We start from the raw sequence: 19,713 nt of genomic DNA on the forward strand, positions 1-19,713 counted from the left end.
ACCAGGGGCTTCAAGCCATTGGGGACTACAGGCGGCTGAGTAGTTCCGCCTTTTTGCTGGCGTATTCCTGCTCGCTCAAAATGCCGCGGCTTTGCAGTGCCGCGAGTTTTTCAATGCTTGCAAAAATATCATGATGGTCACCCGAGGAAGACACGGCATGGTTCACGGGTGCATAAGCATTCTGGATCGTGTGGCTGTGGCTTGGTGTGTCGTTTGGGGTGAAGTTTGGTGCTGGGGGCAATGGCGGCTGGCCATTGATGCTGATTACCGGCAGACGTGACAAATCCACATAGCCATATTGGCTTGAAAACGTCACCGAGTAGCCACCACTTTGCTGCTGCGAGACCCCGCCAATGTTGTGATCCAGTGTGTCATAAATAATGACCTGACCGTTGGATTCAATGGCGAGACGGTGGGCTTGTGAAAACCAGGCGTACCGCATGCCATTTTGACCACCGGAACTGTTCGGCCATTTCAGATCGGGGCCCCACCAGTTGGCTTGCGCCGGTGCCGCAACAAACAGGCTGTTGGTGTTGTCGCCTGATACGCCGCCAAAGTTGTTGTAAGACGTGTTGCCATTTTGGGTCTGGCTCTGGAAGCTGCCGGTGCGAATCAGATCGGGCTGGTTGGAGATCAGGCGAGACAACTCAGCGCACAGGTTGTCAACCCGGCCCTTCAGGTTGTTGTTGAACATGTCGCCAATCATGGTCATGCCCCCTTGCATCCACTGGCCGGAGCCACCAAATTCATAGTGGCTGAACTGCGCCATGCTGCCGTTGCCGTTGATCACGGAAGTGAGCATGGTTTGTACGGCATCAAAGCTGAAGCTGTGGCGCTGGGCAATGTCTTGTACGGCATGGATGCCAGCGGGGGAAAGTTGAGCCATATGGAACCAAAGTTGAGTCAAAAAAAAGAAATCTAGATCGCCTGGCGCAAACTGCGAAGGCAGTGGACTGTAGTGCATTCCCAATTGGGCGCACCTACCGCAGGCATTCTGCCGTTGGGGCCGGATCAATCCGTGGTGGTCAAGCTCATGGCTCACTTCGCCGTTTGCTGGCGGTTATTGATCCGCCGGGAGCTTTTCAACGCGGCTTTTTCGGGGGCAACATGGTCGATAAAACACCATCCTTGAGAACCATGTGGTGGTAGATCGCTGCAGCAGCGTGCAAGCCAGCCAGCCACATGATGGCATCCCCCAGGAGTCCGTGTACATCACCCCAGTCCAGTAGTTTTGCAAGTGCTGAGTTGGTCATCAACGGGATCTGGTCGATGCGTACACCACCCAGCAGTGTCAGCGGATGGGCTTTGCCACCCAGTGCCAGGAGGGCGGTGATTGGTAGAAGCAGCAAAAGAGTCCACAGTGCCAAGTGCATCAGCTTGGCCATCATGTGTATTCGAGGTGCCATGGGAATCTGCGGTGCGGCCGGTCGCAGAGCCACCCAGAGCAAGCGCAACACGGTCAATACCAGAACCAACATTCCCAAGGTTTCGTGCCAGACGATGTCGATGTGGGTCGCGGGGTCCATGCCTTGTCGCATCAGCCGGCCGAAGCCACCTGGCCCTAGGATGAAGGCAATGGTCACAACAATGGCGGTGATCCAGTGAAAAGCCCGACTGAGGACATCGTAATGGGGTGTGGAAGATGGGTGCATAAAGTTCATATGGAAATTGAAATGATTGTGCGGTACCTTGCTTAACAAATGATGAAGGTATGGCCCCAGATGTCTGCATAAGCTGGGTTTTCGCAGTCAGGTTGATTGGTGCTCAACCCCATGCCAGCCCGTTGCTCAGTGGGCAGGTACCCACATCTGCAAGCGTGGCAACATGGCGCGGTAGGGGGCCAAAAGCACAGCGGCCATCAGCCACTTGATGGTCAGGTCACCGGCTGCCAGCATCAACCAGTCGATGTCTGAGCCGTAGAACGCCAGAAAGAAGAAGATACAGGTGTCAACCACCGAGGCCACGAAGGAACCAATCAACGGGGCTTTCCACCATGACATGGCACGCAGCCGGTTAAAGGCCACAATGTCCAGCAATTGGCCGGTGATGAAGGCTGCGCCAGATGCCGCTGCAATGCGCCATGGCGCAAGTGCCAATGACACCAGCACAGCAATGGCAAAGCCGGCCCAAGCCACACGGCGTGCGGCACCCGTACCCACCGCACGATTGGTTAGATCCGTGACCAAAAAAGCCACCGGGAAGGTAAATGCACCCCAGGTTAACCAGTCGTTGATGGGAAACTGCACCAGATAATTAGACGAGGTGATGACCATCAGCATCGCCAAAATGGGTCGCCAAAGCTTCATTAAAGGAAGTTGAGGTGGATATGTCATGCCGGTATTATCGTGGCGGCTGCTGAAGGTAGCCGATTTTGACCCTTTGTCTGAGCTTCGCTGACAGATTGGGTAAGCTCTGAGTTCTATGAAAGCTTACCGTTCCTCTCTTCTTTATTTCTCCCCGTCGGCTGATCCGCAGGCCTCTGCTGTGCTGGAAGATGATGGCCTGCTGGTGGTGGGCCCCAACGCCCAAGGCCGGCAAGTGGTGTTGGCGCTTGGGCCTTACCGTGAATTGCAGCCGCGTTTTGCCGATGTGGCCGTGACGCACTGGCCGGGGCGCATCATTGCACCGGGTTTTGTCGATTTGCACAGCCATTACCCGCAAACCAATGTGATTGGCTCCCCCGCCGAAGGCCTGTTGCCGTGGCTGGAGAATTACACGTTTCCTGAGGAGAAACGCTTTGTATCGCCCGAATACAGTGCGCAGGCAGCTACTTTTTTTGTAGCTGAACTGTTGCGCCACGGGGTCACCACGGCGCTCACCTTTGCCACCTCGCACAGCGCTTCAGCCAACGCCTTGTTTCAAGAGGCGCAACAGCAGCAGATGCGGCTGATCACCGGCCTGTGTTTGATGGATCGGCACGCACCGGCGGAGCTGCTGAACCAGCGCGTCAACCCTGCCACGGATGCTACCGAGCAAAGTCTGATTGACTCCGAAAACCTGTTACAGCGTTGGCACGGTGTGGATCGCCTGGGCTACGCCATCACGCCACGTTTTGCCCCAACCAGTACCGATGCCCAGTTGCGCGGTGCGGGTGAACTGGCAGCCCGCTACCCCGACGTGTGGATTCAGTCCCATGTGGCGGAAAACAAGGCCGAAATCGCCTGGGCACGCGAACTGTTTCCGGCCTCGCGCAGTTATCTGGCGACCTATGCCGACTTTGGCCTGATGCGCCAGCGGGCCATCTATGCCCACTGCATCCATTTTGACGATGAAGACCGCGCCCTGATGCGCAGCACCGGCGCTGCCGCTGCCGTCAGCCCGACCAGCAACCTGTTTCTGGGCAGTGGTTTTTTTGACTATACCGGGGCTGATCGGGCGGGATTTGACTATGGTTTGGCCAGCGACGTGGGTGGGGGCACCAGTTTCAGCCCGTTTCACACCATGCTGGCAGCGTATTACGTGGGGCGGGAAGGGCAGAGCAAAACCGGTTTGTCGCTCTCGCCGCAGCAGTTGTGGTGGCAGCACACAGTGGGCGCGGCCAAGGCGCTGGGGCTGGACGGTGTGGTGGGCAACTTGCAGCCGGGCTGTGAGGCGGATTTTGTTGTGCTCAACCCCCAAGCCACGCCGCTGCTGGCCCGCAAGACGGCGCTGGTCAACAGCCTGGACGAACTGCTGTTTGCAATGATTGTGCTGGGCGATGAGCGGGTGATTGAGAAAACCGTGATTTCACAAGCTTTATAGGCTTCTAGCGCTTATGAATAAAGCGCTGGTAGCTATGATTTTTATATTACAATCGCGCCAACCAGGAGTTGAACCCCATGACCATCAAAAGCGATAAATGGATCCGCCGCATGGCCGAGCAACACGGCATGATCGAACCCTTTGAGCCGGGCCAGATCCGCCAGGACGCTGCCGGTCACAAAATTGTCAGTTATGGCACCAGCAGCTACGGCTATGACATCCGCTGCGCCCCTGAATTCAAGGTGTTCACCAACATTCACAGCACCGTGGTGGACCCAAAGAACTTTGACGAAAAAAGTTTTGTGGATTTCAACGACGACGTGTGCATCATTCCCCCCAACAGTTTTGCGCTGGCCCGCACGGTCGAGTACTTTCGTATTCCGCGCAATGTGCTGACCATTTGCCTGGGCAAAAGCACTTACGCGCGCTGCGGCATCATCGTCAACGTGACCCCGTTCGAGCCCGAGTGGGAGGGTTATGTGACGCTGGAGTTCTCCAACACCACACCACTGCCCGCCAAAATCTATGCGGGTGAAGGCTGTGCTCAGGTCCTGTTTTTCGAGAGTGATGAAGTGTGTGAAACCAGCTACAAAGACCGTGGTGGCAAGTACCAGGGGCAGCGTGGTGTGACCTTGCCCAAGGCTTGAACGGCGCTGTTGAAGCCAGATCCATCAGCGGCGGTTTGGTGAATCAACGATAATTCAGTATCTTTTCAAGACTTAGCCCTGATTTCCGGGGCATCACTGGCTATCGGATTGATAGCAATGTACCCCGAGCTTTAATGACCGAACTGAATTCTGCCAACGCTTCCGAATTAACTTCTGACACCCCCATCATGGCCTTTGCCCAGCTGCAACTGGCCGCTCCTTTGGCCCGCGCGGTGGCCGAGATGGGTTACGAGTCCATGACTCCCATCCAGGCGCAAGCCATCCCTGTGGTGTTGCAAGGCCGTGACGTGATGGGTGCAGCCCAAACCGGTACCGGTAAAACAGCGGCTTTTGCCTTGCCGCTGATGCAACGACTGCTCAAACACGAAAACACCTCCACCTCACCCGCCCGCCACCCGGTGCGTGCCTTGGTGCTGCTGCCCACGCGTGAGCTGGCCGATCAGGTGGCCGACAACATCAAGCAATACGGCAAATACACCAACCTGCGCAGCGCGGTGGTGTTTGGCGGCATGGATATGAAGCCTCAAACGCTGGAACTCAAACAGGGCGTTGAGATTCTGGTGGCCACCCCTGGGCGTTTGCTGGATCACATCGAGGCCAAAAACGCCGTGCTCAACCAGGTCGAATATGTGGTGCTGGACGAAGCCGACCGCATGCTCGACATTGGTTTCCTGCCCGACTTGCAGCGCATTCTGAGCTACCTGCCCAAGCAGCGCACCACGCTGCTGTTTTCGGCCACGTTCTCGCCGGAAATCAAGCGCCTGGCCAACAGCTATCTGCAAAACCCGGTGACGATTGAGGTGGCCCGCTCCAACGCCACGGCTTCCACGGTCGAGCAACATTTTTACAGTGTCGAGGGTGACGACAAGCGCCACGCCTTGCACCAGGTGCTGAAAGACCGTGGCCTCAAACAAGCCTTTGTGTTTGTCAACAGCAAACTGGGTTGTGCCCGTCTGGCCCGCTCGCTGGAGCATGAGGGTCTGAAAACCACGGCGCTGCATGGTGACAAGAGCCAGGAAGAGCGGCTGAAGGCGCTGGAGGCTTTCAAGAGCGGCGAGGTTGATCTGCTGGTGTGTACCGATGTGGCCGCCCGTGGCTTGGACATCAAGGATGTGCCCGCCGTATTTAACTTTGACGTGCCGTTTAACGCCGAAGATTACGTGCACCGTATTGGCCGTACCGGGCGTGCCGGCGCAGCAGGTTTGGCGGTGAACTTTGTCTCCAAGAGTGATGCGCGGCTGGTGGCCGACATCGAAAAACTCATCAAGATCAAGATTGAACTGGAGCCGATTGAGTTTGATGAAAACCTGCCCGATATCCGCAAGCAGGGCCATATCAACACGGGTCGCAGGCTTTACCAGCAAGAACCGGGTGACAGTCGCCGTGAAGAGTTCCCAGGGCGTGTGCCCCGTGCACCGCGCAATGACTACCGGCGTGAACCGGTCAAGTCACAAGACCCGTTTTTCTCCAAACCGTATGAGCCGCCGGTGCTGCCTGCAGGCGAAGTGCCCAGCTGGGAGGCTGCCGCCGTGCGTCCAGGTGTACGTGGCATTTCAAGCAATATCAAAACCAAGCGAAAAGTAGCCGCCTTGTTCAAGGCAGGATGATGTGCCTGGCTGGTTGAGCGGCTGGTGTTCTGGCGGCAGACCTGGCGCTGCACCAGATCTTCATGTTCCAGGTTTTTGAGCCTGCTCGCATTTCACCTGAATCAGCTCGTGATGAGATGTATCCTCGCCGAGCTGGAGTGCACTCAGACAGCCACCCCAGACACAGCCGGAATCCAGCGCCAGCACATCGGGACGGTTCAGCCATCCTAAAGTAGACCAGTGACCAAAGGCCACCGTCACATCGGCCGTTTTGCGTCCTGGCACATCGTACCAAGGCATGTAACCTGGGGGTGCGGCATCGGCTGCGTCGGTGGTTTCAAACTCCATCTCACCTTGTGTGGTGCAAAAACGTAGGCGAGTCAGTGCATTGACAATCAAACGGTGCCGGTCTGTGCCGCGCAGCTCGGCATTCCAGGCATTGGGTTGGTTGTCATACATCTGATGCAGAAAATCCCCCAGGTAGGGGCTGCGCAACAACGTTTCTATTTCGCCGGCAAGAGCTATTGTTTTTGTAGCTGTCCATGCAGGTAATACGCCCGCATGGACCATTAAATAGGATTTTTTGTGATGCTCAAGCAAGATTGCCATGCGTTGGCTGCGCAACCAGCTCAACATGGCCTCCCGGTCGGGTGCTTGCAGCACATTGAGCAAGGTGTCTTTGCGGCTGGGTTTGCGGGCCCCCACGGAGGCCGCCAGCAGGTGTAAATCATGGTTGCCCAGCAGGCACTGGGCCGCTGCGCCATAACCCATCAGGCGGCGCAATACGCCAGCCGAGTCTGGCCCGCGGTTGACCAGGTCGCCCAAAAGATAGAGCGTGTCCCTGCTGGGGGAGAAGGAAATTTTGTTCAATAACCGTTGCAAAGCGCTGTCGCAGCCCTGCACGTCGCCAATCATGTAAAGTGCCATGGTGTTTATTGTCGTTTGAGACTAATGGAATTTTTGCTGATTGTTTTCTTAACTTTGCTGAATGGCGTGTTTGCCATGTCCGAACTGGCGTTGGCAGCCAGCCGCAAATCGCGGTTGAATGCCATGGCAGACGAAGGTGATAAAGGGGCGCAGGCAGCGCTGTCATTGCTGGATAACCCGAACCAATTTTTGTCAACGGTGCAGGTGGGTATCACCTCCATCGGCATGCTGAACGGTATTGTGGGAGAGGCTGCATTCAGCGCTGGTTTGACGGCCTGGTTTGAATCCTTTGGGGTCGCAGAAAAAGCGGCTTCCATTTCCGCCACAGCGCTGGTGGTGACCTTGATCACTTTCACGACCATCATTTTTGGTGAGTTGGTGCCCAAGCGCATTGGTCAGCTGTACCCTGAAGTCGTCTCACGTGTGGTGGCTCGTCCCATGGTGTGGTTGGCCAAGGTTGCGGGACCGTTTGTGAAACTGCTTTCTGGTTCAACGGCAACGGTGTTAAAGCTGATGCGTATTGATACCAATGCAGCGCGAGCCATGACCGAAGAGGAAATCAGTGCCAGCCTCGAAGAAGGGGTTGATGCGGGTGTCATTGAAGAACATGAGCATCAAATGGTGCAGAACGTGTTTGGCCTGGATGATCGGCCTTTGACTTCATTGATGGTGCCACGTGCCGAGGTGGCTTGGCTCGATGCCAGCACCACGGTGGCGCAAGTTTTGCAGAAGGTGGGGGCTGATGGTGCCTTGCATGCTCATTCATGGTATCCGGTGTGTCGTGGTTCACTTGATGACGTGGTGGGGAAAATCAGTCTGGCGCATTTGTTGGAACTGGGGGCTCATGCTCCGGGCATTCTGGAGGATGTTGTCAGTCCGGTGGTGTTTGTGCCAGAAACCTTGAGTGGTATGGAGTTGCTGGAGCAGTTTCGAGCCAAAGTGGGCCGCTTGGTGCTGGTGGTGGATGAATATGGCGTGGTGCAAGGCTTGCTTACGCCGCATGATTTGCTGGAAGCCATCACGGGGGAATTGCAGCCCAGTGCCAAAACCGAAGCTTGGGCGGTGCAGCGTGATGACGGTAGCTGGTTGCTGGATGGCATGATGCCGGTGAGCGAGCTCAAGGCCAGGCTTGATCTGGAGGAGCTCCCGCTGGAGGAGCGGGGTCGTTACAACACCGTCGCAGGACTGCTCATGGCCGTCAGTGGTCACTTGCCGGTTACGGCTGAAAAAATCAACTGTGAAGGTTGGTGTTTTGAGGTGGTTGACCTGGATGGCCGACGGGTTGACAAAGTGTTGGCAAGTCGCTTGGCCGATACGTCGCTGACGGGCGAATCCTGAAACAAGCGGTTGATGGATCGGCTTAACTGCGCCCGGAGAGTCGATAGGCCAGTAACCCAATGAGTTCGTGTAGCGCAATCCTCCATTTTGTAACGCCATGGTCCATGCTGTACTGGCTCAAAGGCGTGCTGTTTCCTGTACGAAAGTCCACCGGGTAGGCGGTCACGTTCCAGCCCAGATTTTTGAACGTAGCCATGGAGCGTGGCATGTGCCAAGCCGACGTCAGTAACAACCAGGGACGTGTGTTATCCACACCAGGCACGGATTTGCTGAATAGTGCATTTTCATAGGTTGTGCGTGAAGTGGATTCGTACAGCATTTTTCCGGGGTCAATACCTTGACTTGTGAAAAACTGTCTGGCACGTTCGGCCTCAGTCAGGGTGTTCGCAAAAAGTTCGCCTTCGCCGCCAGTGAATAACACCCGAAGCTGGGGTTGACGACGCAGCAAGGGCAGCACTTCGGTCATGCGTTCGGCTGCATCATTGAGGGCACTTTGCCCTGGTATTGTCCAAACATAGCTGGCCTCAAGCGCACCACCGAGCACCACCACGCCCGCGTAGGCATCCAGTGAACTGGTGTTTGGCAGCGCTGGATATTGCGATTCAAGTTGACGCAATAGGGCATCAGGCAGCGGCTCCCAGCCTAGGGCCAACAGCAAGGCCAGGGCAAACCCGCCCAGCCTGGTGGCCAGTTGGGGCCAGCGTCGACTACACGACATGGAGGCCAGGATCAGTACGGCCACCCAGGCCAGGGGTTGGGTCAGAAAAGCAAGAAATTTGGCAGCGATAAACATGGGTTATTTCTTCGAATGAGCAGCATTTAAATGCCGAGTTGTTGCCACATCACGGGATTAAATTGCCAGATGGGTGAGGGTAAGTCGCGCAGCGTTTGAATTTGAACCAGAAAGGCTTCTCTGGTGATTTCCCTTGCACCGAAAGAAGCCAGATGGCGTGTATTTTGCTGGCAATCAATCAGGGGTAGACCCTGTTGACGGCAGAAAGCCACCAAGGCGGCGAGTGCGATTTTGGAGCCATCGGTGGCCCGGTGAAACATTGACTCACCAAACACCGCATGGCCGATGTTGATGCCGTACAGGCCACCCACCAGTTGCCCGTCGACCCAGGTTTCAATGCTGTGCGCCAAGCCTGCGCGATGAAAGTTGGTGTAAGCCGCCATCATTTCGGGCACGATCCATGTGCCTGATTGGCCACTTCTGGGGCTGGTGCTGCAGGCTTCAATCACTTCGGGAAAAACCGTGTCCATGCGGATTTCACACCCGGGTGTACGGCTGAATTTTTTCAATGTTTTCTTCATGGAGGGGTGCAAACGGAATTCATCCACATGCAACACCATGCGGGGATCCGGACTCCACCAGAGAATCGGTTGGTCCGCGCTGTACCAAGGAAAAATGCCATTGGAATACGCCGCTTGAAGGGTTGTGGGGCTCAGGTCACGGCCCGCACACAGGATGCCTGGTGCCGGACTGTCTGGCCCCCAGGCCTCTTGTATCGGTGGAAACGGTTGCTCAGGCTCTAACCACAGAAGGGGCTGATGTGGGTGGTACATGATTGGATGGGGCTCAAAGTGTGTCGGAATCGTGTTTGCCAGCATGCATTTTTGTTGGATTGCAAAAAAAGTAGTCTAGCGTCCTGGGGGTGCGGGCAAAAAGTGCGGTTTGAGCCAGTACAATACTAGGAGTCGGGGCGTAGCGCAGCCTGGTAGCGCATCTGGTTTGGGACCAGAGGGTCGAAGGTTCGAATCCTTTCGCCCCGACCATCATATTCTCGTGATCTCTGCCCGTAGCTCAGTTGGATAGAGCAACAGCCTTCTAAGCTGTGGGTCGGGGGTTCGATCCCCTCCGGGCAGGCCATTCCATCGGCCGCCTTCCACTTCAAACTGAATCAAGTTAAGTTAATTGGCTGCTTCAAGCCCGTTGGCAAAGTGTTCCTGCATGCATTTTTGGCACAGTTCACGGTCTCTTGCGACCAAGGCCTGCATGACGGCCCGGTGCTCGTTCAAGGATTCCTGAATACGGCCTGATTTCAGCAAAGAGTTGTGGCGATTGAGTTTCATCACCTTGCGCAGGTCGGCCACCATCTGGTCACGCCAGCGGTTGTTGGCGATTTCGAGCAAACGCATGTGAAAGCGCTCATTGATCTCAAAAAAACGCTCCCGATCTTGCTTGTCGGGTGTGGCTGCAAGTTCAAGTTCTTGGTGAAGAACTTGTAATTCGCGGATTTGTCCTTCTGTGGCTGTGGTGGCCACGACCCCGGCAGCATCGGACTCCAGCAGGCTGAGCAGGTGGTACACATCGGCCAGATCGCGTTCGGATACTTCGGTGACATAGGCACCACGTCGTACCTTCATGGTCACCAAACCTTCGGCGGCCAGCACTTTGAGTGCCTCACGTAATGGGGTGCGGCTGATGCCGTAGGCCTCAGCGATTTTGAGTTCGTCAATCCAGCTGCCTGGCTCCAATTCCCGATTAAAAATCCGCTGACGAAGAAGTTCAGCAACTTCTTCGTAAAGTGCGCGGGGAGCTAAGGAGAGGGCGGCCATGGTTCGGATTGTAAGCGGGAAAGAATTTTTTGCATCAATAATTATAAATAACGTAAACTCGCTGGATTGATGTGGCATCTGCCTGCCTTGAGCGAGATGCCATTTGTCTAACCCACACTTGTATTGCCGCCATGACACACCACTCACCAGAATTCCAGCCCGGTAACCTTGACGCTTGGGCCAAAGCCGCCGCCAAATCTGCCCCCGGCGGAGATGTGAATGCGCTGAATTGGCTGACCCCCGATGGCATCACGGTCAAACCCCTGTATACCGCAGCTGACACGCAAAACCTGCAGCACACCGACACTTTGCCCGGTTTTGAACCGTATCTGCGTGGCCCCCAAGCCACCATGTACGCGGTACGCCCCTGGACGATCCGCCAATACGCTGGTTTTTCAACCGCTGAAGAATCCAACGCCTTCTATCGCAAGGCGCTGGCTGCAGGCGGGCAAGGCGTGTCGGTGGCGTTTGACCTGGCTACTCACCGGGGCTATGACTCTGATCACCCGCGTGTGACCGGTGACGTGGGCAAGGCCGGTGTGGCGATTGACTCGGTCGAAGACATGAAGATTCTGTTCAATGAGATCCCATTGGACAAGGTGAGCGTTTCCATGACCATGAACGGCGCGGTGCTGCCGGTGCTGGCGGGCTACGTGGTGGCGGCGGAAGAGCAGGGTGTGAGCCAGGACAAGTTGAGCGGAACCATTCAGAACGACATCCTAAAAGAGTTCATGGTGCGCAACACCTACATCTACCCGCCTGAGCCGTCGATGAAGATCATTGGCGACATCATCGAGTACACCGCCAAAAACATGCCCAAGTTCAACTCGATCAGTATTTCGGGTTACCACATGCAGGAAGCCGGGGCCAATCAGGCGCTGGAACTGGCCTTCACCCTGGCCGACGGCAAGGAATACGTCAAAACCGCCATTGCCAAGGGCATGGATGTGGACGACTTTGCTGGCCGCCTGAGCTTCTTCTGGGCCATCGGCATGAACTTCTACTTGGAAGTGGCCAAGATGCGCGCTGCCCGTCTGCTGTGGTGTCGCATCATGAAAGGTTTTGAGGCCAAAAAGCCCAAGAGCCTGATGCTGCGCACCCACTGCCAGACCAGCGGCTGGAGTCTGACCGAGCAAGACCCCTACAACAACGTGGTGCGTACCACCATTGAGGCCATGGCTGCCGTGTTTGGTGGCACCCAGTCACTGCACACCAATTCATTTGACGAAGCCATCGCGCTGCCGACCGAGTTCAGCGCCCGTATCGCCCGTAATACCCAGCTCATCATCCAGGAAGAAACCCACATCACCAATGTAATCGACCCCTGGGCGGGCAGCTACATGATGGAAAAGCTGACCCAGGACATGGCGGATGCTGCCTGGGCCATCATCGAAGAAGTTGAAGCCATGGGCGGCATGACCAAGGCGGTGGACAGCGGCTGGGCCAAGCTCAAGATCGAAGCCGCAGCGGCTGAAAAACAGGCTCGCATCGACAGCGGCAAAGATGTGATCGTCGGCGTGAACAAATACAAACTCAAGACCGAAGACACCATTGAAGCCCGTGACATTGACAACGTGGCGGTGCGGGATTCCCAAATTGCCCGTCTCAATGCCATCAAGCAAAAACGTGATGCAGCGCAGGTACAGCAAGCGTTAGAAGCTATCGAAAGTGCAGCAGAGAGTGGCACCGGCAATTTGCTGGATTTGTGTATCAAGGCGGTGCGGGTGCGTGCCACCGTTGGGGAAATCAGTGATGCCATGGAAAAATCATTTGGCCGCCACCGTGCGGACACCCAAAAAGTGACCGGTGTCTACGCCGCCGCCTATGACAGCGCCGAAGGCTGGGACAAGCTCAAGGAAGAAATTGCCCAGTTCGCCACCGAGCAGGGCCGCCGCCCACGGGTGATGATCAGCAAACTTGGCCAGGACGGCCATGACCGCGGCGCCAAAGTGGTAGCCACCGCCTTTGCCGACCTGGGCTTTGACGTAGACATGGGGCCGCTGTTTCAAACGCCTGAAGAATGCGCCCGCCAGGCGATTGAAAACGATGTACACGCCGTGGGTGTCTCGACACTCGCCGCTGGCCACAAAACCCTGGTGCCCGCCATCATTGCTGAGCTGAAAAAGCAGGGTGCCGATGACATCATCGTCTTCGTTGGTGGCGTGATTCCGCGCCAGGATTACGACATGCTGTATGAGGCCGGTGTCAAAGGCATCTACGGCCCCGGCACGCCGATTCCGGCCAGCGCCAAGGATGTGTTGGAGCAGATCAAGAAGGCTTTGGGCTGAATGGCTCGCTAGACACAGCGGATATTGAATAAGTTTATGACTCAGTCCATTGGTGGCTTGCTGGATGGCATCACCCAATATGATGGCTTGCGCCAACGCCGCGCCGTGGCCAAAGCCATCACCTTGCTCGAATCCACCCGCCCAGACCACCGGGTGCAGGCCGACGCGCTGTTGACCACCTTGTTACCCCACACCGGCAAGTCTTTCCGCTTGGGCATCAGCGGCGTACCTGGTGTGGGCAAATCCACTTTCATTGAGGCACTTGGCCTGTATCTGATCGGGCAGGGCCACCGGGTGGCGGTGCTGGCGGTAGACCCCAGCAGTTCGGTTTCTGGCGGCTCCATCCTGGGCGACAAGACACGTATGGAAATGCTGTCGGTGCATGAAAAGGCCTACATCCGCCCCAGCCCGAGCAGCGGTACGCTGGGTGGTGTGGCCGAGAAAACCCGCGAGGCCATGCTGGTCTGCGAGGCGGCGGGTTATGACGTGGTGATTGTTGAAACCGTGGGTGTGGGCCAAAGTGAAACCGCTGTGGCGAACATGACCGACATGTTTGTGCTGATGCAGTTGCCCAATGCGGGTGATGATCTTCAAGCCATCAAAAAAGGCGTGATGGAACTGGCCGACCTGGTGGTCATCAACAAGGTCGATATCGACCCCGATGCCGCCACCCGCGCCCGCGCCCAGATCACCTCCAGCCTGCGCTTGCTCGGCCTGCATGGCAACCCGGAGCACATGCACCATGACGCTGCCATCTGGCACCCGCAAGTGATCCAGCTCAGCGCCTTGCATGCCCAGGGTGTTGACAGCTTCTGGAGCAAGGTGCTTGAATTCAAGGCCCTTCAAACCCGGAACGGCAAGTTTGACGTGCGCCGCCAGAAACAGGCTCTGGCCTGGATGTGGGAGCGTATTGATGCCGGGTTGAAGCAGGCATTTGCCCAGCACCCTGCGGTCAAGGAGTTGTTGCCCAAATTGACCCAGGAGGTGCTTGAAGGCCGACTGGCCGCCTCCACTGCAGCAAGAAATATGCTTGCAGCGCAAGAGAATCAAACGTAGATAGCTATAAATTGTATAGTGATTAAATTCGATCCATTTCTGACAAAAGAGAGACCCAGCCATGCATGACATCCTTGAACAATTGGACAAAAAGCGCCAACTCGCCCGCTTGGGTGGGGGCCAGAAGCGCATCGACGCGCAGCACAAAAAAGGCAAACTCACCGCCCGTGAGCGCCTGGAAGTGTTGCTGGATGAAGGCACGTTCGAAGAGTGGGACATGTTTGTGGAGCACCGCTGCTCAGACTTCGGCATGCAGGACAACAAGATTCCCGGTGACGGTGTGGTCACCGGCTACGGCATGATCAACGGCCGTCTGGTGTTTGTTTTCAGCCAGGATTTCACCGTGTTTGGTGGTGCCTTGTCTGAAGCCCATGCTGAAAAAATCTGCAAGATCATGGACCAGGCCATGAAGGTGGGTGCACCGGTGATTGGCCTGAACGACTCGGGTGGTGCGCGTATTCAGGAAGGTGTGGCTTCTCTTGGCGGTTATGCCGACGTGTTCCAGCGTAATGTGATGGCCAGCGGCGTGGTGCCACAGATCAGCATGATCATGGGGCCCTCAGCCGGGGGTGCGGTGTACAGCCCGGCCATGACCGACTTCATCTTCATGGTCAAGGACAGCAGCTACATGTTTGTCACCGGCCCTGAAGTGGTCAAAACCGTCACCCACGAAGAAGTTACCGCCGAAGAGTTGGGCGGAGCCATCAGCCACACCACCAAGAGCGGTGTCGCCGACCTGGCGTTTGAGAACGACGTAGAAGCCTTGCTGATGCTGCGCCGCCTCTACAACTACCTGCCGCTGAACAACCGCGAAAAAGCCCCGGTGCGCCAGAGTGGTGACCCCAGTGGCCGCCTGGAACACAGCCTGGACACCCTGGTGCCCGACAATCCGAACAAGCCCTACGACATGAAAGAGCTGATCGTCAAAACGGTGGACGATGGCGACTTTTTTGAGCTGCAACCCGAGTACGCCAAAAACATCCTGATCGGTTTTGCCCGCATGGACGGTCAGACTGTCGGTATCGTGGCGAATCAGCCGCTGGTGCTGGCTGGTTGCCTGGACATCAAGAGCAGCATCAAGGCCGCGCGTTTTGTGCGTTTTTGTGATGCCTTCAACATTCCGGTGATCACCTTTGTCGACGTGCCCGGCTTCATGCCCGGCACCTCACAAGAGTACGGCGGCATCATCAAACACGGGGCCAAACTGCTCTATGCCTACGCTGAATGCACCGTGCCCAAAATCACCGTCATCACCCGCAAGGCCTACGGCGGCGCGTATGACGTGATGAGCTCCAAACACCTGCGTGGTGACGTGAACTTCGCCTGGCCCAACGCCGAAATCGCGGTGATGGGAGCCAAAGGCGCGGTGGAAATCATCTTCCGCGAAGACAAGGGTGACCCGGCCAAGCTGGCCGCCAAGGAAGCCGAATACAAAGCCCGTTTTGCCAACCCGTTTGTGGCCGGTGCACGCGGCTTCATTGACGACGTGATTCAACCCTACGAAACCCGCAAACGCATTTGCCGCAGCCTGGTGATGCTCAAGGACAAAAAGCTTGAGAACCCCTGGCGCAAACACGGCAACATTCCCCTTTAAGACCCGAGGAGTACAAGAATATGTTTACCAAAATCCTGATCGCCAACCGTGGCGAGATCGCTTGCCGTGTCATTACCACGGCGAAAAAAATGGGCATTCAAACCGTGGCGGTGTATTCCGATGCCGACAAAGATGCCCGCTTTGTGCTGCTGGCCGATGAGGCCGTCAACATTGGCCCGGCCCCCAGCCGCGAAAGTTACCTGGTGGGTGACAAGATCATTGCCGCGTGCAAACAAACCGGTGCCCAGGCGCTGCACCCCGGCTACGGTTTTTTGAGCGAAAACGCCGAATTTGCCAAACGGGTGGAAGAGGAAGGCATTGTCTTCATCGGCCCCAAACATTACTCCATGGCCGCCATGGGCGACAAGATCGAGTCGAAAAAACTCGCCGGCAGCGCCGGTGTCAACTGCATTCCGGGGGTCAACAGCGCCATCGAAACCGCTGAAAAAGCCGTTGAAATTGCCCAGGGTATTGGCTACCCGGTGATGATCAAGGCCAGCGCTGGTGGTGGTGGCAAAGGCTTGCGTGTGGCCTACAACGACAAGGAAGCGTTTGAAGGCTTCACCAGCTGCCGCAATGAAGCCCGCAACAGTTTTGGCGACGACCGCGTGTTTGTCGAAAAGTTTGTCGAAGAACCGCGTCACATCGAAATCCAGCTGATTGGTGATGCCCATGGCAACGTGGTTTACCTCAATGAGCGTGAATGCTCAATCCAGCGCCGCCACCAGAAGGTGATTGAAGAAGCGCCATCCCCGTTTATTTCCGATGCCACCCGCAAAGCCATGGGTGAACAAGCCGTGGCCCTGGCCAAAGCGGTCAACTACCAAAGCGCCGGCACAGTGGAGTTTGTGGTTGGTAAAGACCAGAGCTTCTACTTTCTGGAAATGAATACCCGCTTGCAGGTGGAACACCCGGTCACCGAGTGCATCACCGGGCTCGACTTGGTGGAGCTGATGATTCGCGTGGCCGCGGGCGAAAAACTGCCCATGACCCAGGCTGAAGTCAAACGCAATGGCTGGGCGATTGAATGCCGCATCAACGCCGAAGACCCGTTCCGCAACTTCCTGCCCTCCACCGGCCGTCTGGTGCGTTTTGCTCCGCCTGCACAAACCATGTTCCAGTCCAACACCCTCGATTGGTTTGGCGTGCGGGTGGACACTGGTGTACAAGACGGTGGCGAGATTCCGATGTTTTACGACTCGATGATTGCCAAGCTGATCGTGCACGGCACCGACCGGCTGGATGCCATCGCCAAGATGCGTGAAGCGCTTAACGGCTTCGTCATTCGCGGCATCAGCAGCAACATTCCGTTCCAGGCCGCCTTGCTGGCGCACCCCAAGTTTGTCGCGGGCAACTTCAACACTGGTTTTATTGCCGAACACTACGCTCAGGGCTTCAAAGCCGAGGACGTGCCGCACGAAGACCCGCATTTCATGCTGGCGCTGGCGGCCTTTGTGCGCCGCAAGTCACGCGAACGTGCGGCCAGCCTGTCAGGCCAGTTGCCGGGTTATGCGGTCAACATCGGCAGCGACTATGTGGTGGTCACCCTGGGTGATGATGGCAGCAATGCCTACACCCCGGTGCATGTCGATGAGTTTGCAGGCAAAACAGGCTTTGCGCGCATCAAAATGGGTGCAAGCAGCTATGAAATTTGTAGCGATTCGCGCCTCAATGACGTGTGTATTTGGGGTACGGTGAACGGAGAACCCTTTACGGCCCAAGTGGAACGTGGCACCCCCAAAAACCCGCTGGCACTGCGTTTGCAGCACAACGGCACTCGCCTGGACGTGCTGGTGATCTCCCCACGTATGGCAGAGTTACACGCGCTGATGCCCTTCAAGGCACCGCCAGACATGAGCCGCTATGTACTCTCACCCATGCCCGGTTTGCTGGTCGATGTGGCGGTGGCTCCAGGCCAAAAAGTGCAGGCCGGTGAACGTGTGGCGGTGATTGAAGCCATGAAGATGGAAAACGTGCTGTTTGCCGCCGCCGATGGTGTGGTTAGCAAAGTGTTGGCCAACAAGGGTGAAAGCCTGACGGTGGATCAGCCGATTGTGGAGTTTGCATGAACGTCCCGGCACTTCAACGTCCTTTCAAAGTGCTGGGCATCCAGCAAATCGCCATTGGCGGCACCAGCAAGGCGCAGCTCAAAAAACTCTGGGTCGACATGCTGGGCCTGGAGGTCACTGGCACGTTCCAGAGTGAGCGTGAAAACGTCGACGAAGACATTTGCGCCATGGGCAGTGGCTCGTTCAAGGTCGAAGTCGATCTGATGCAGCCGATGGATGTGGACAAAAAACCGGCGGTGCACACCACTCCGCTGAACCATGTCGGCCTGTGGATTGACGATTTGCCCAAGGCGGTGGAGTGGCTCACGGCCAATGGCGTGCGTTTTGCGCCAGGCGGCATTCGCAAAGGTGCGGCGGGTTTTGACATCTGTTTTTTGCACCCCAAAGCCAATGAGGAGTTCCCGATTGCCGGTGAAGGTGTGCTGATCGAGATGGTGCAAGCCCCCGCGGAAGTGGTGGCGGCTTTTGCCAGCTTGTCAGCCAGCCCTTTTCAGTAAACCCATGGACAAGGCAGTGCCCGACAAAATGATGCTGCCGCACAGCACCATCCAGCCGGTGACGGCCTCGCCCAAAAACACCACGCCGTAGAGCACCGCAAACACCGGGATCAAAAAGGTGACGGTCAGGGAGCCGGCTGCGCCGACCTTGTCAATCAGGCGGAAATACAGCACATAGGCCACCCCGGTGCACAGCACACCCACCGCCAGCAAGGCCAGCCAGGCGGTGAGGCTGGGCATCTGGCTGGGCCACAACCACAGGGTAGGCAGTGCCAGCCCAAGAGCTGCACCGATCTGGCTGCCGGTGGCAATCACCAGTGAGGGCTGGCCACTCAGGTAACGCTTGGTGAAGCTGGCCGAAATGCCGTAGCACAGGCAAGCCCCCAAACACGCCAGCACCGCCCAGCCGGTGGCCAGCCCCGAGGCATCGGGTTTGAAACTGGCTTTGCCCCAGGCCAGCATGGCGACCCCTATGAAGCCAATCAGCAGCCCCACGATCTTCATGCCGTGTGGGCGGTCTTTGAGCCACAACCAGGCCACCATGGCCCCAAACAGCGGCACGGTGGCGTTCAGCAGGGACGACAAACCGGTGCTGATGGACAGCAAGGCATAGGCGTACAGCGCAAAAGGAATGCCGGAGTTGAACAGCCCCATCAGGAAGATTTTTTTCCAGTGCTGGCGCAGCGCAGGCCACTGCCCACGGGCCAGCAGCAGCGGTAGCAAACACAGCGCGGCAATCGCCACCCGCAGGCCGGCCGTGGGGATAGCCCCAAATTCAGCCACGCCAAACCGGGTGAACAAAAAGGAGGAACCCCAGATGGCCCCCAGCAGTACAAATTCAACAAGCCAAGGTTTGGAGTGGGAAGAGGATTTCAAAGGAAGCCTTCAAGATGCAGCAGGGCGGTTTTGCGATCCAGCCCGCCAGCGTAGCCGGTCAGGGCTCCATGGCTGCCGACCACGCGGTGACAGGGCACGATGATACTCAAGGGGTTGCGCCCCACCGCACCCCCTACGGCGCGTACGGCCGCAGGCTGGCCAATGGTGGCGCTCAAGGCTTTGTAACTGCAGGTTTGCCCACGTGGGATGCCTAGCAGGGCCTGCCACACCTTTTGCTGAAAGGTGGTGCCGGTGCTCAAGTCCAGCGGTAACTCAAACTGGTGGCGCTGCCCGGCAAAGTAGTCGGCCAACTGGCGGGCTGCTTGTTGCAGTACCGGGTGGTCGGGGGCTTGGGCATAGCGGGACAAATCGGGCAGGTGGGCCTGAGCTTCAAACCAGGCACCCACGAGTTTGTCACCGGCTGCGGCCAGGGTGATGGGCCCCAATGGGCTGGGGGTGTGTGAACAGACGGTATGGTCGGGGAGTTTCATGGTATTTTTGGCCTTGTGTGCTT

General features: G+C 57.0%; 18 protein-coding genes and 2 tRNA genes. 11 read left to right on the forward strand and 9 right to left on the reverse strand.

All coding sequences use genetic code 11. The features are described 5' to 3' along the window. Positions 1-25 precede the first annotated feature (25 nt). The 3 genes from LDN84_RS07455 to LDN84_RS07465 form a co-directional block, all read right to left on the reverse strand. Positions 26-886, reverse strand: coding sequence for an SHOCT domain-containing protein (locus LDN84_RS07455; protein WP_223910583.1), 861 nt, complete (start codon positions 884-886; stop codon positions 26-28). Between the two features lie 196 nt (positions 887-1,082). After that, complete coding sequence (locus LDN84_RS07460; RefSeq protein ID WP_223910586.1) at positions 1,083-1,652, reverse strand: cytochrome b; 570 nt, start codon at positions 1,650-1,652, stop codon at positions 1,083-1,085. A 135-nt stretch (positions 1,653-1,787) separates the two neighbouring features. Continuing rightward, the gene (locus LDN84_RS07465; RefSeq protein WP_223910589.1) at positions 1,788-2,306 is read right to left on the reverse strand and encodes a VUT family protein; all 519 of its coding nucleotides are present in this window, start codon (positions 2,304-2,306) and stop codon (positions 1,788-1,790) included. A 115-nt stretch (positions 2,307-2,421) separates the two neighbouring features. On the opposite strand from LDN84_RS07465, the gene guaD reads away from it, so the two are divergent. The 3 genes from guaD to LDN84_RS07480 all read left to right on the forward strand — a co-directional run bounded on the left by guaD (position 2,422) and on the right by LDN84_RS07480 (position 6,016). Further along, the gene (guaD, locus tag LDN84_RS07470; RefSeq protein ID WP_223910591.1) at positions 2,422-3,741 is read left to right on the forward strand and encodes a guanine deaminase; all 1,320 of its coding nucleotides are present in this window, start codon (positions 2,422-2,424) and stop codon (positions 3,739-3,741) included. 77 nt (positions 3,742-3,818) lie between these two features. Continuing rightward, positions 3,819-4,388, forward strand: coding sequence for a dCTP deaminase (gene dcd / locus LDN84_RS07475; RefSeq protein WP_223910593.1), 570 nt, complete (start codon positions 3,819-3,821; stop codon positions 4,386-4,388). Between the two features lie 134 nt (positions 4,389-4,522). Then, the gene (locus LDN84_RS07480; RefSeq protein WP_223910596.1) at positions 4,523-6,016 is read left to right on the forward strand and encodes a DEAD/DEAH box helicase; all 1,494 of its coding nucleotides are present in this window, start codon (positions 4,523-4,525) and stop codon (positions 6,014-6,016) included. Positions 6,017-6,076: 60 nt separating this feature from the next. On the opposite strand, the gene LDN84_RS07485 is transcribed toward LDN84_RS07480, so the two are convergent. Then, positions 6,077-6,922: a symmetrical bis(5'-nucleosyl)-tetraphosphatase gene (locus LDN84_RS07485; protein WP_223910600.1), complete on the reverse strand. Its 846-nt coding sequence runs from the start codon at positions 6,920-6,922 to the stop codon at positions 6,077-6,079. 24 nt (positions 6,923-6,946) lie between these two features. Between LDN84_RS07485 and LDN84_RS07490 the strand changes: the two genes are divergently transcribed. Continuing rightward, positions 6,947-8,260, forward strand: coding sequence for a hemolysin family protein (locus LDN84_RS07490; RefSeq protein ID WP_223910603.1), 1,314 nt, complete (start codon positions 6,947-6,949; stop codon positions 8,258-8,260). A 22-nt stretch (positions 8,261-8,282) separates the two neighbouring features. On the opposite strand, the gene LDN84_RS07495 is transcribed toward LDN84_RS07490, so the two are convergent. Both LDN84_RS07495 and aat read right to left on the reverse strand, forming a co-directional pair. Then, positions 8,283-9,053 (reverse strand): YdcF family protein, encoded by a 771-nt coding sequence (locus tag LDN84_RS07495; RefSeq protein ID WP_223910608.1) that lies wholly within the window; start codon positions 9,051-9,053, stop codon positions 8,283-8,285. 26 nt (positions 9,054-9,079) lie between these two features. Continuing rightward, positions 9,080-9,826 carry a leucyl/phenylalanyl-tRNA--protein transferase gene (gene aat, locus LDN84_RS07500; protein WP_223910612.1) on the reverse strand — a complete coding sequence of 249 codons (747 nt, stop codon included), beginning with the start codon at positions 9,824-9,826 and terminating at the stop codon, positions 9,080-9,082. Positions 9,827-9,959: 133 nt separating this feature from the next. Between aat and LDN84_RS07505 the strand changes: the two genes are divergently transcribed. Both LDN84_RS07505 and LDN84_RS07510 read left to right on the forward strand, forming a co-directional pair. After that, positions 9,960-10,036 (forward strand) — tRNA-Pro (locus tag LDN84_RS07505). Between the two features lie 17 nt (positions 10,037-10,053). Further along, positions 10,054-10,130 (forward strand) — tRNA-Arg (locus LDN84_RS07510). Positions 10,131-10,171: 41 nt separating this feature from the next. Here LDN84_RS07510 and LDN84_RS07515 read toward each other — a convergent pair. After that, a complete protein-coding gene (locus LDN84_RS07515; RefSeq protein ID WP_223910615.1) occupies positions 10,172-10,819 on the reverse strand; it encodes a GntR family transcriptional regulator in 648 nt (215 codons plus the stop codon). A 131-nt stretch (positions 10,820-10,950) separates the two neighbouring features. Between LDN84_RS07515 and scpA the strand changes: the two genes are divergently transcribed. The 5 genes from scpA (at position 10,951) to LDN84_RS07540 (ending at position 18,323) form a co-directional block, all read left to right on the forward strand. Further along, a complete protein-coding gene (gene scpA / locus LDN84_RS07520; protein ID WP_223910618.1) occupies positions 10,951-13,107 on the forward strand; it encodes a methylmalonyl-CoA mutase in 2,157 nt (718 codons plus the stop codon). 36 nt (positions 13,108-13,143) lie between these two features. Continuing rightward, complete coding sequence (gene meaB, locus LDN84_RS07525) at positions 13,144-14,163, forward strand: methylmalonyl Co-A mutase-associated GTPase MeaB (RefSeq protein WP_223910622.1); 1,020 nt, start codon at positions 13,144-13,146, stop codon at positions 14,161-14,163. A 61-nt stretch (positions 14,164-14,224) separates the two neighbouring features. Then, positions 14,225-15,757, forward strand: coding sequence for an acyl-CoA carboxylase subunit beta (locus LDN84_RS07530; RefSeq protein ID WP_223910625.1), 1,533 nt, complete (start codon positions 14,225-14,227; stop codon positions 15,755-15,757). 20 nt (positions 15,758-15,777) lie between these two features. After that, positions 15,778-17,826 carry an acetyl-CoA carboxylase biotin carboxylase subunit gene (locus LDN84_RS07535; protein ID WP_223910628.1) on the forward strand — a complete coding sequence of 683 codons (2,049 nt, stop codon included), beginning with the start codon at positions 15,778-15,780 and terminating at the stop codon, positions 17,824-17,826. Then, positions 17,823-18,323: a VOC family protein gene (locus LDN84_RS07540; RefSeq protein WP_223910631.1), complete on the forward strand. Its 501-nt coding sequence runs from the start codon at positions 17,823-17,825 to the stop codon at positions 18,321-18,323. Before LDN84_RS07535 ends, LDN84_RS07540 begins: the two co-directional genes overlap by 4 nt. Here the strand turns inward: LDN84_RS07540 and LDN84_RS07545 are convergent. Both LDN84_RS07545 and LDN84_RS07550 read right to left on the reverse strand, forming a co-directional pair. Then, on the reverse strand, positions 18,303-19,199 hold the full coding sequence (locus LDN84_RS07545) for a DMT family transporter (protein ID WP_223910634.1): 897 nt from the start codon (positions 19,197-19,199) through the stop codon (positions 18,303-18,305). The two genes, LDN84_RS07540 and LDN84_RS07545, sit on opposite strands and share 21 nt — an antisense overlap. Then, the gene (locus tag LDN84_RS07550) at positions 19,196-19,690 is read right to left on the reverse strand and encodes a methylated-DNA--[protein]-cysteine S-methyltransferase (protein WP_223910637.1); all 495 of its coding nucleotides are present in this window, start codon (positions 19,688-19,690) and stop codon (positions 19,196-19,198) included. The genes LDN84_RS07545 and LDN84_RS07550 overlap by 4 nt, the downstream gene beginning before the upstream one ends. Positions 19,691-19,713 lie beyond the last annotated feature (23 nt).

It is taken from the genome of Rhodoferax lithotrophicus, from assembly GCF_019973615.1.
GTDB classification, from domain to species: domain Bacteria; phylum Pseudomonadota; class Gammaproteobacteria; order Burkholderiales; family Burkholderiaceae_C; genus Rhodoferax; species Rhodoferax lithotrophicus.

Bases quoted from the DNA above. Each gene is read 5' to 3' on its own strand.
- LDN84_RS07455 (WP_223910583.1), bottom strand. From the start codon at position 886: ATGGCTCAACTTTCCCCCGCTGGCATCCATGCCGTACAAGACATTGCC.
- LDN84_RS07460 (WP_223910586.1), bottom strand. From the start codon at position 1,652: ATGCACCCATCTTCCACACCCCATTACGATGTCCTCAGTCGGGCTTTT.
- LDN84_RS07465 (WP_223910589.1), bottom strand. From the start codon at position 2,306: ATGAAGCTTTGGCGACCCATTTTGGCGATGCTGATGGTCATCACCTCG.
- guaD (WP_223910591.1), top strand. From the start codon at position 2,422: ATGAAAGCTTACCGTTCCTCTCTTCTTTATTTCTCCCCGTCGGCTGAT.
- dcd (WP_223910593.1), top strand. From the start codon at position 3,819: ATGACCATCAAAAGCGATAAATGGATCCGCCGCATGGCCGAGCAACAC.
- LDN84_RS07480 (WP_223910596.1), top strand. From the start codon at position 4,523: ATGACCGAACTGAATTCTGCCAACGCTTCCGAATTAACTTCTGACACC.
- LDN84_RS07485 (WP_223910600.1), bottom strand. From the start codon at position 6,922: ATGGCACTTTACATGATTGGCGACGTGCAGGGCTGCGACAGCGCTTTG.
- LDN84_RS07490 (WP_223910603.1), top strand. From the start codon at position 6,947: ATGGAATTTTTGCTGATTGTTTTCTTAACTTTGCTGAATGGCGTGTTT.
- LDN84_RS07495 (WP_223910608.1), bottom strand. From the start codon at position 9,053: ATGTTTATCGCTGCCAAATTTCTTGCTTTTCTGACCCAACCCCTGGCC.
- aat (WP_223910612.1), bottom strand. From the start codon at position 9,826: ATGTACCACCCACATCAGCCCCTTCTGTGGTTAGAGCCTGAGCAACCG.
- LDN84_RS07515 (WP_223910615.1), bottom strand. From the start codon at position 10,819: ATGGCCGCCCTCTCCTTAGCTCCCCGCGCACTTTACGAAGAAGTTGCT.
- scpA (WP_223910618.1), top strand. From the start codon at position 10,951: ATGACACACCACTCACCAGAATTCCAGCCCGGTAACCTTGACGCTTGG.
- meaB (WP_223910622.1), top strand. From the start codon at position 13,144: ATGACTCAGTCCATTGGTGGCTTGCTGGATGGCATCACCCAATATGAT.
- LDN84_RS07530 (WP_223910625.1), top strand. From the start codon at position 14,225: ATGCATGACATCCTTGAACAATTGGACAAAAAGCGCCAACTCGCCCGC.
- LDN84_RS07535 (WP_223910628.1), top strand. From the start codon at position 15,778: ATGTTTACCAAAATCCTGATCGCCAACCGTGGCGAGATCGCTTGCCGT.
- LDN84_RS07540 (WP_223910631.1), top strand. From the start codon at position 17,823: ATGAACGTCCCGGCACTTCAACGTCCTTTCAAAGTGCTGGGCATCCAG.
- LDN84_RS07550 (WP_223910637.1), bottom strand. From the start codon at position 19,690: ATGAAACTCCCCGACCATACCGTCTGTTCACACACCCCCAGCCCATTG.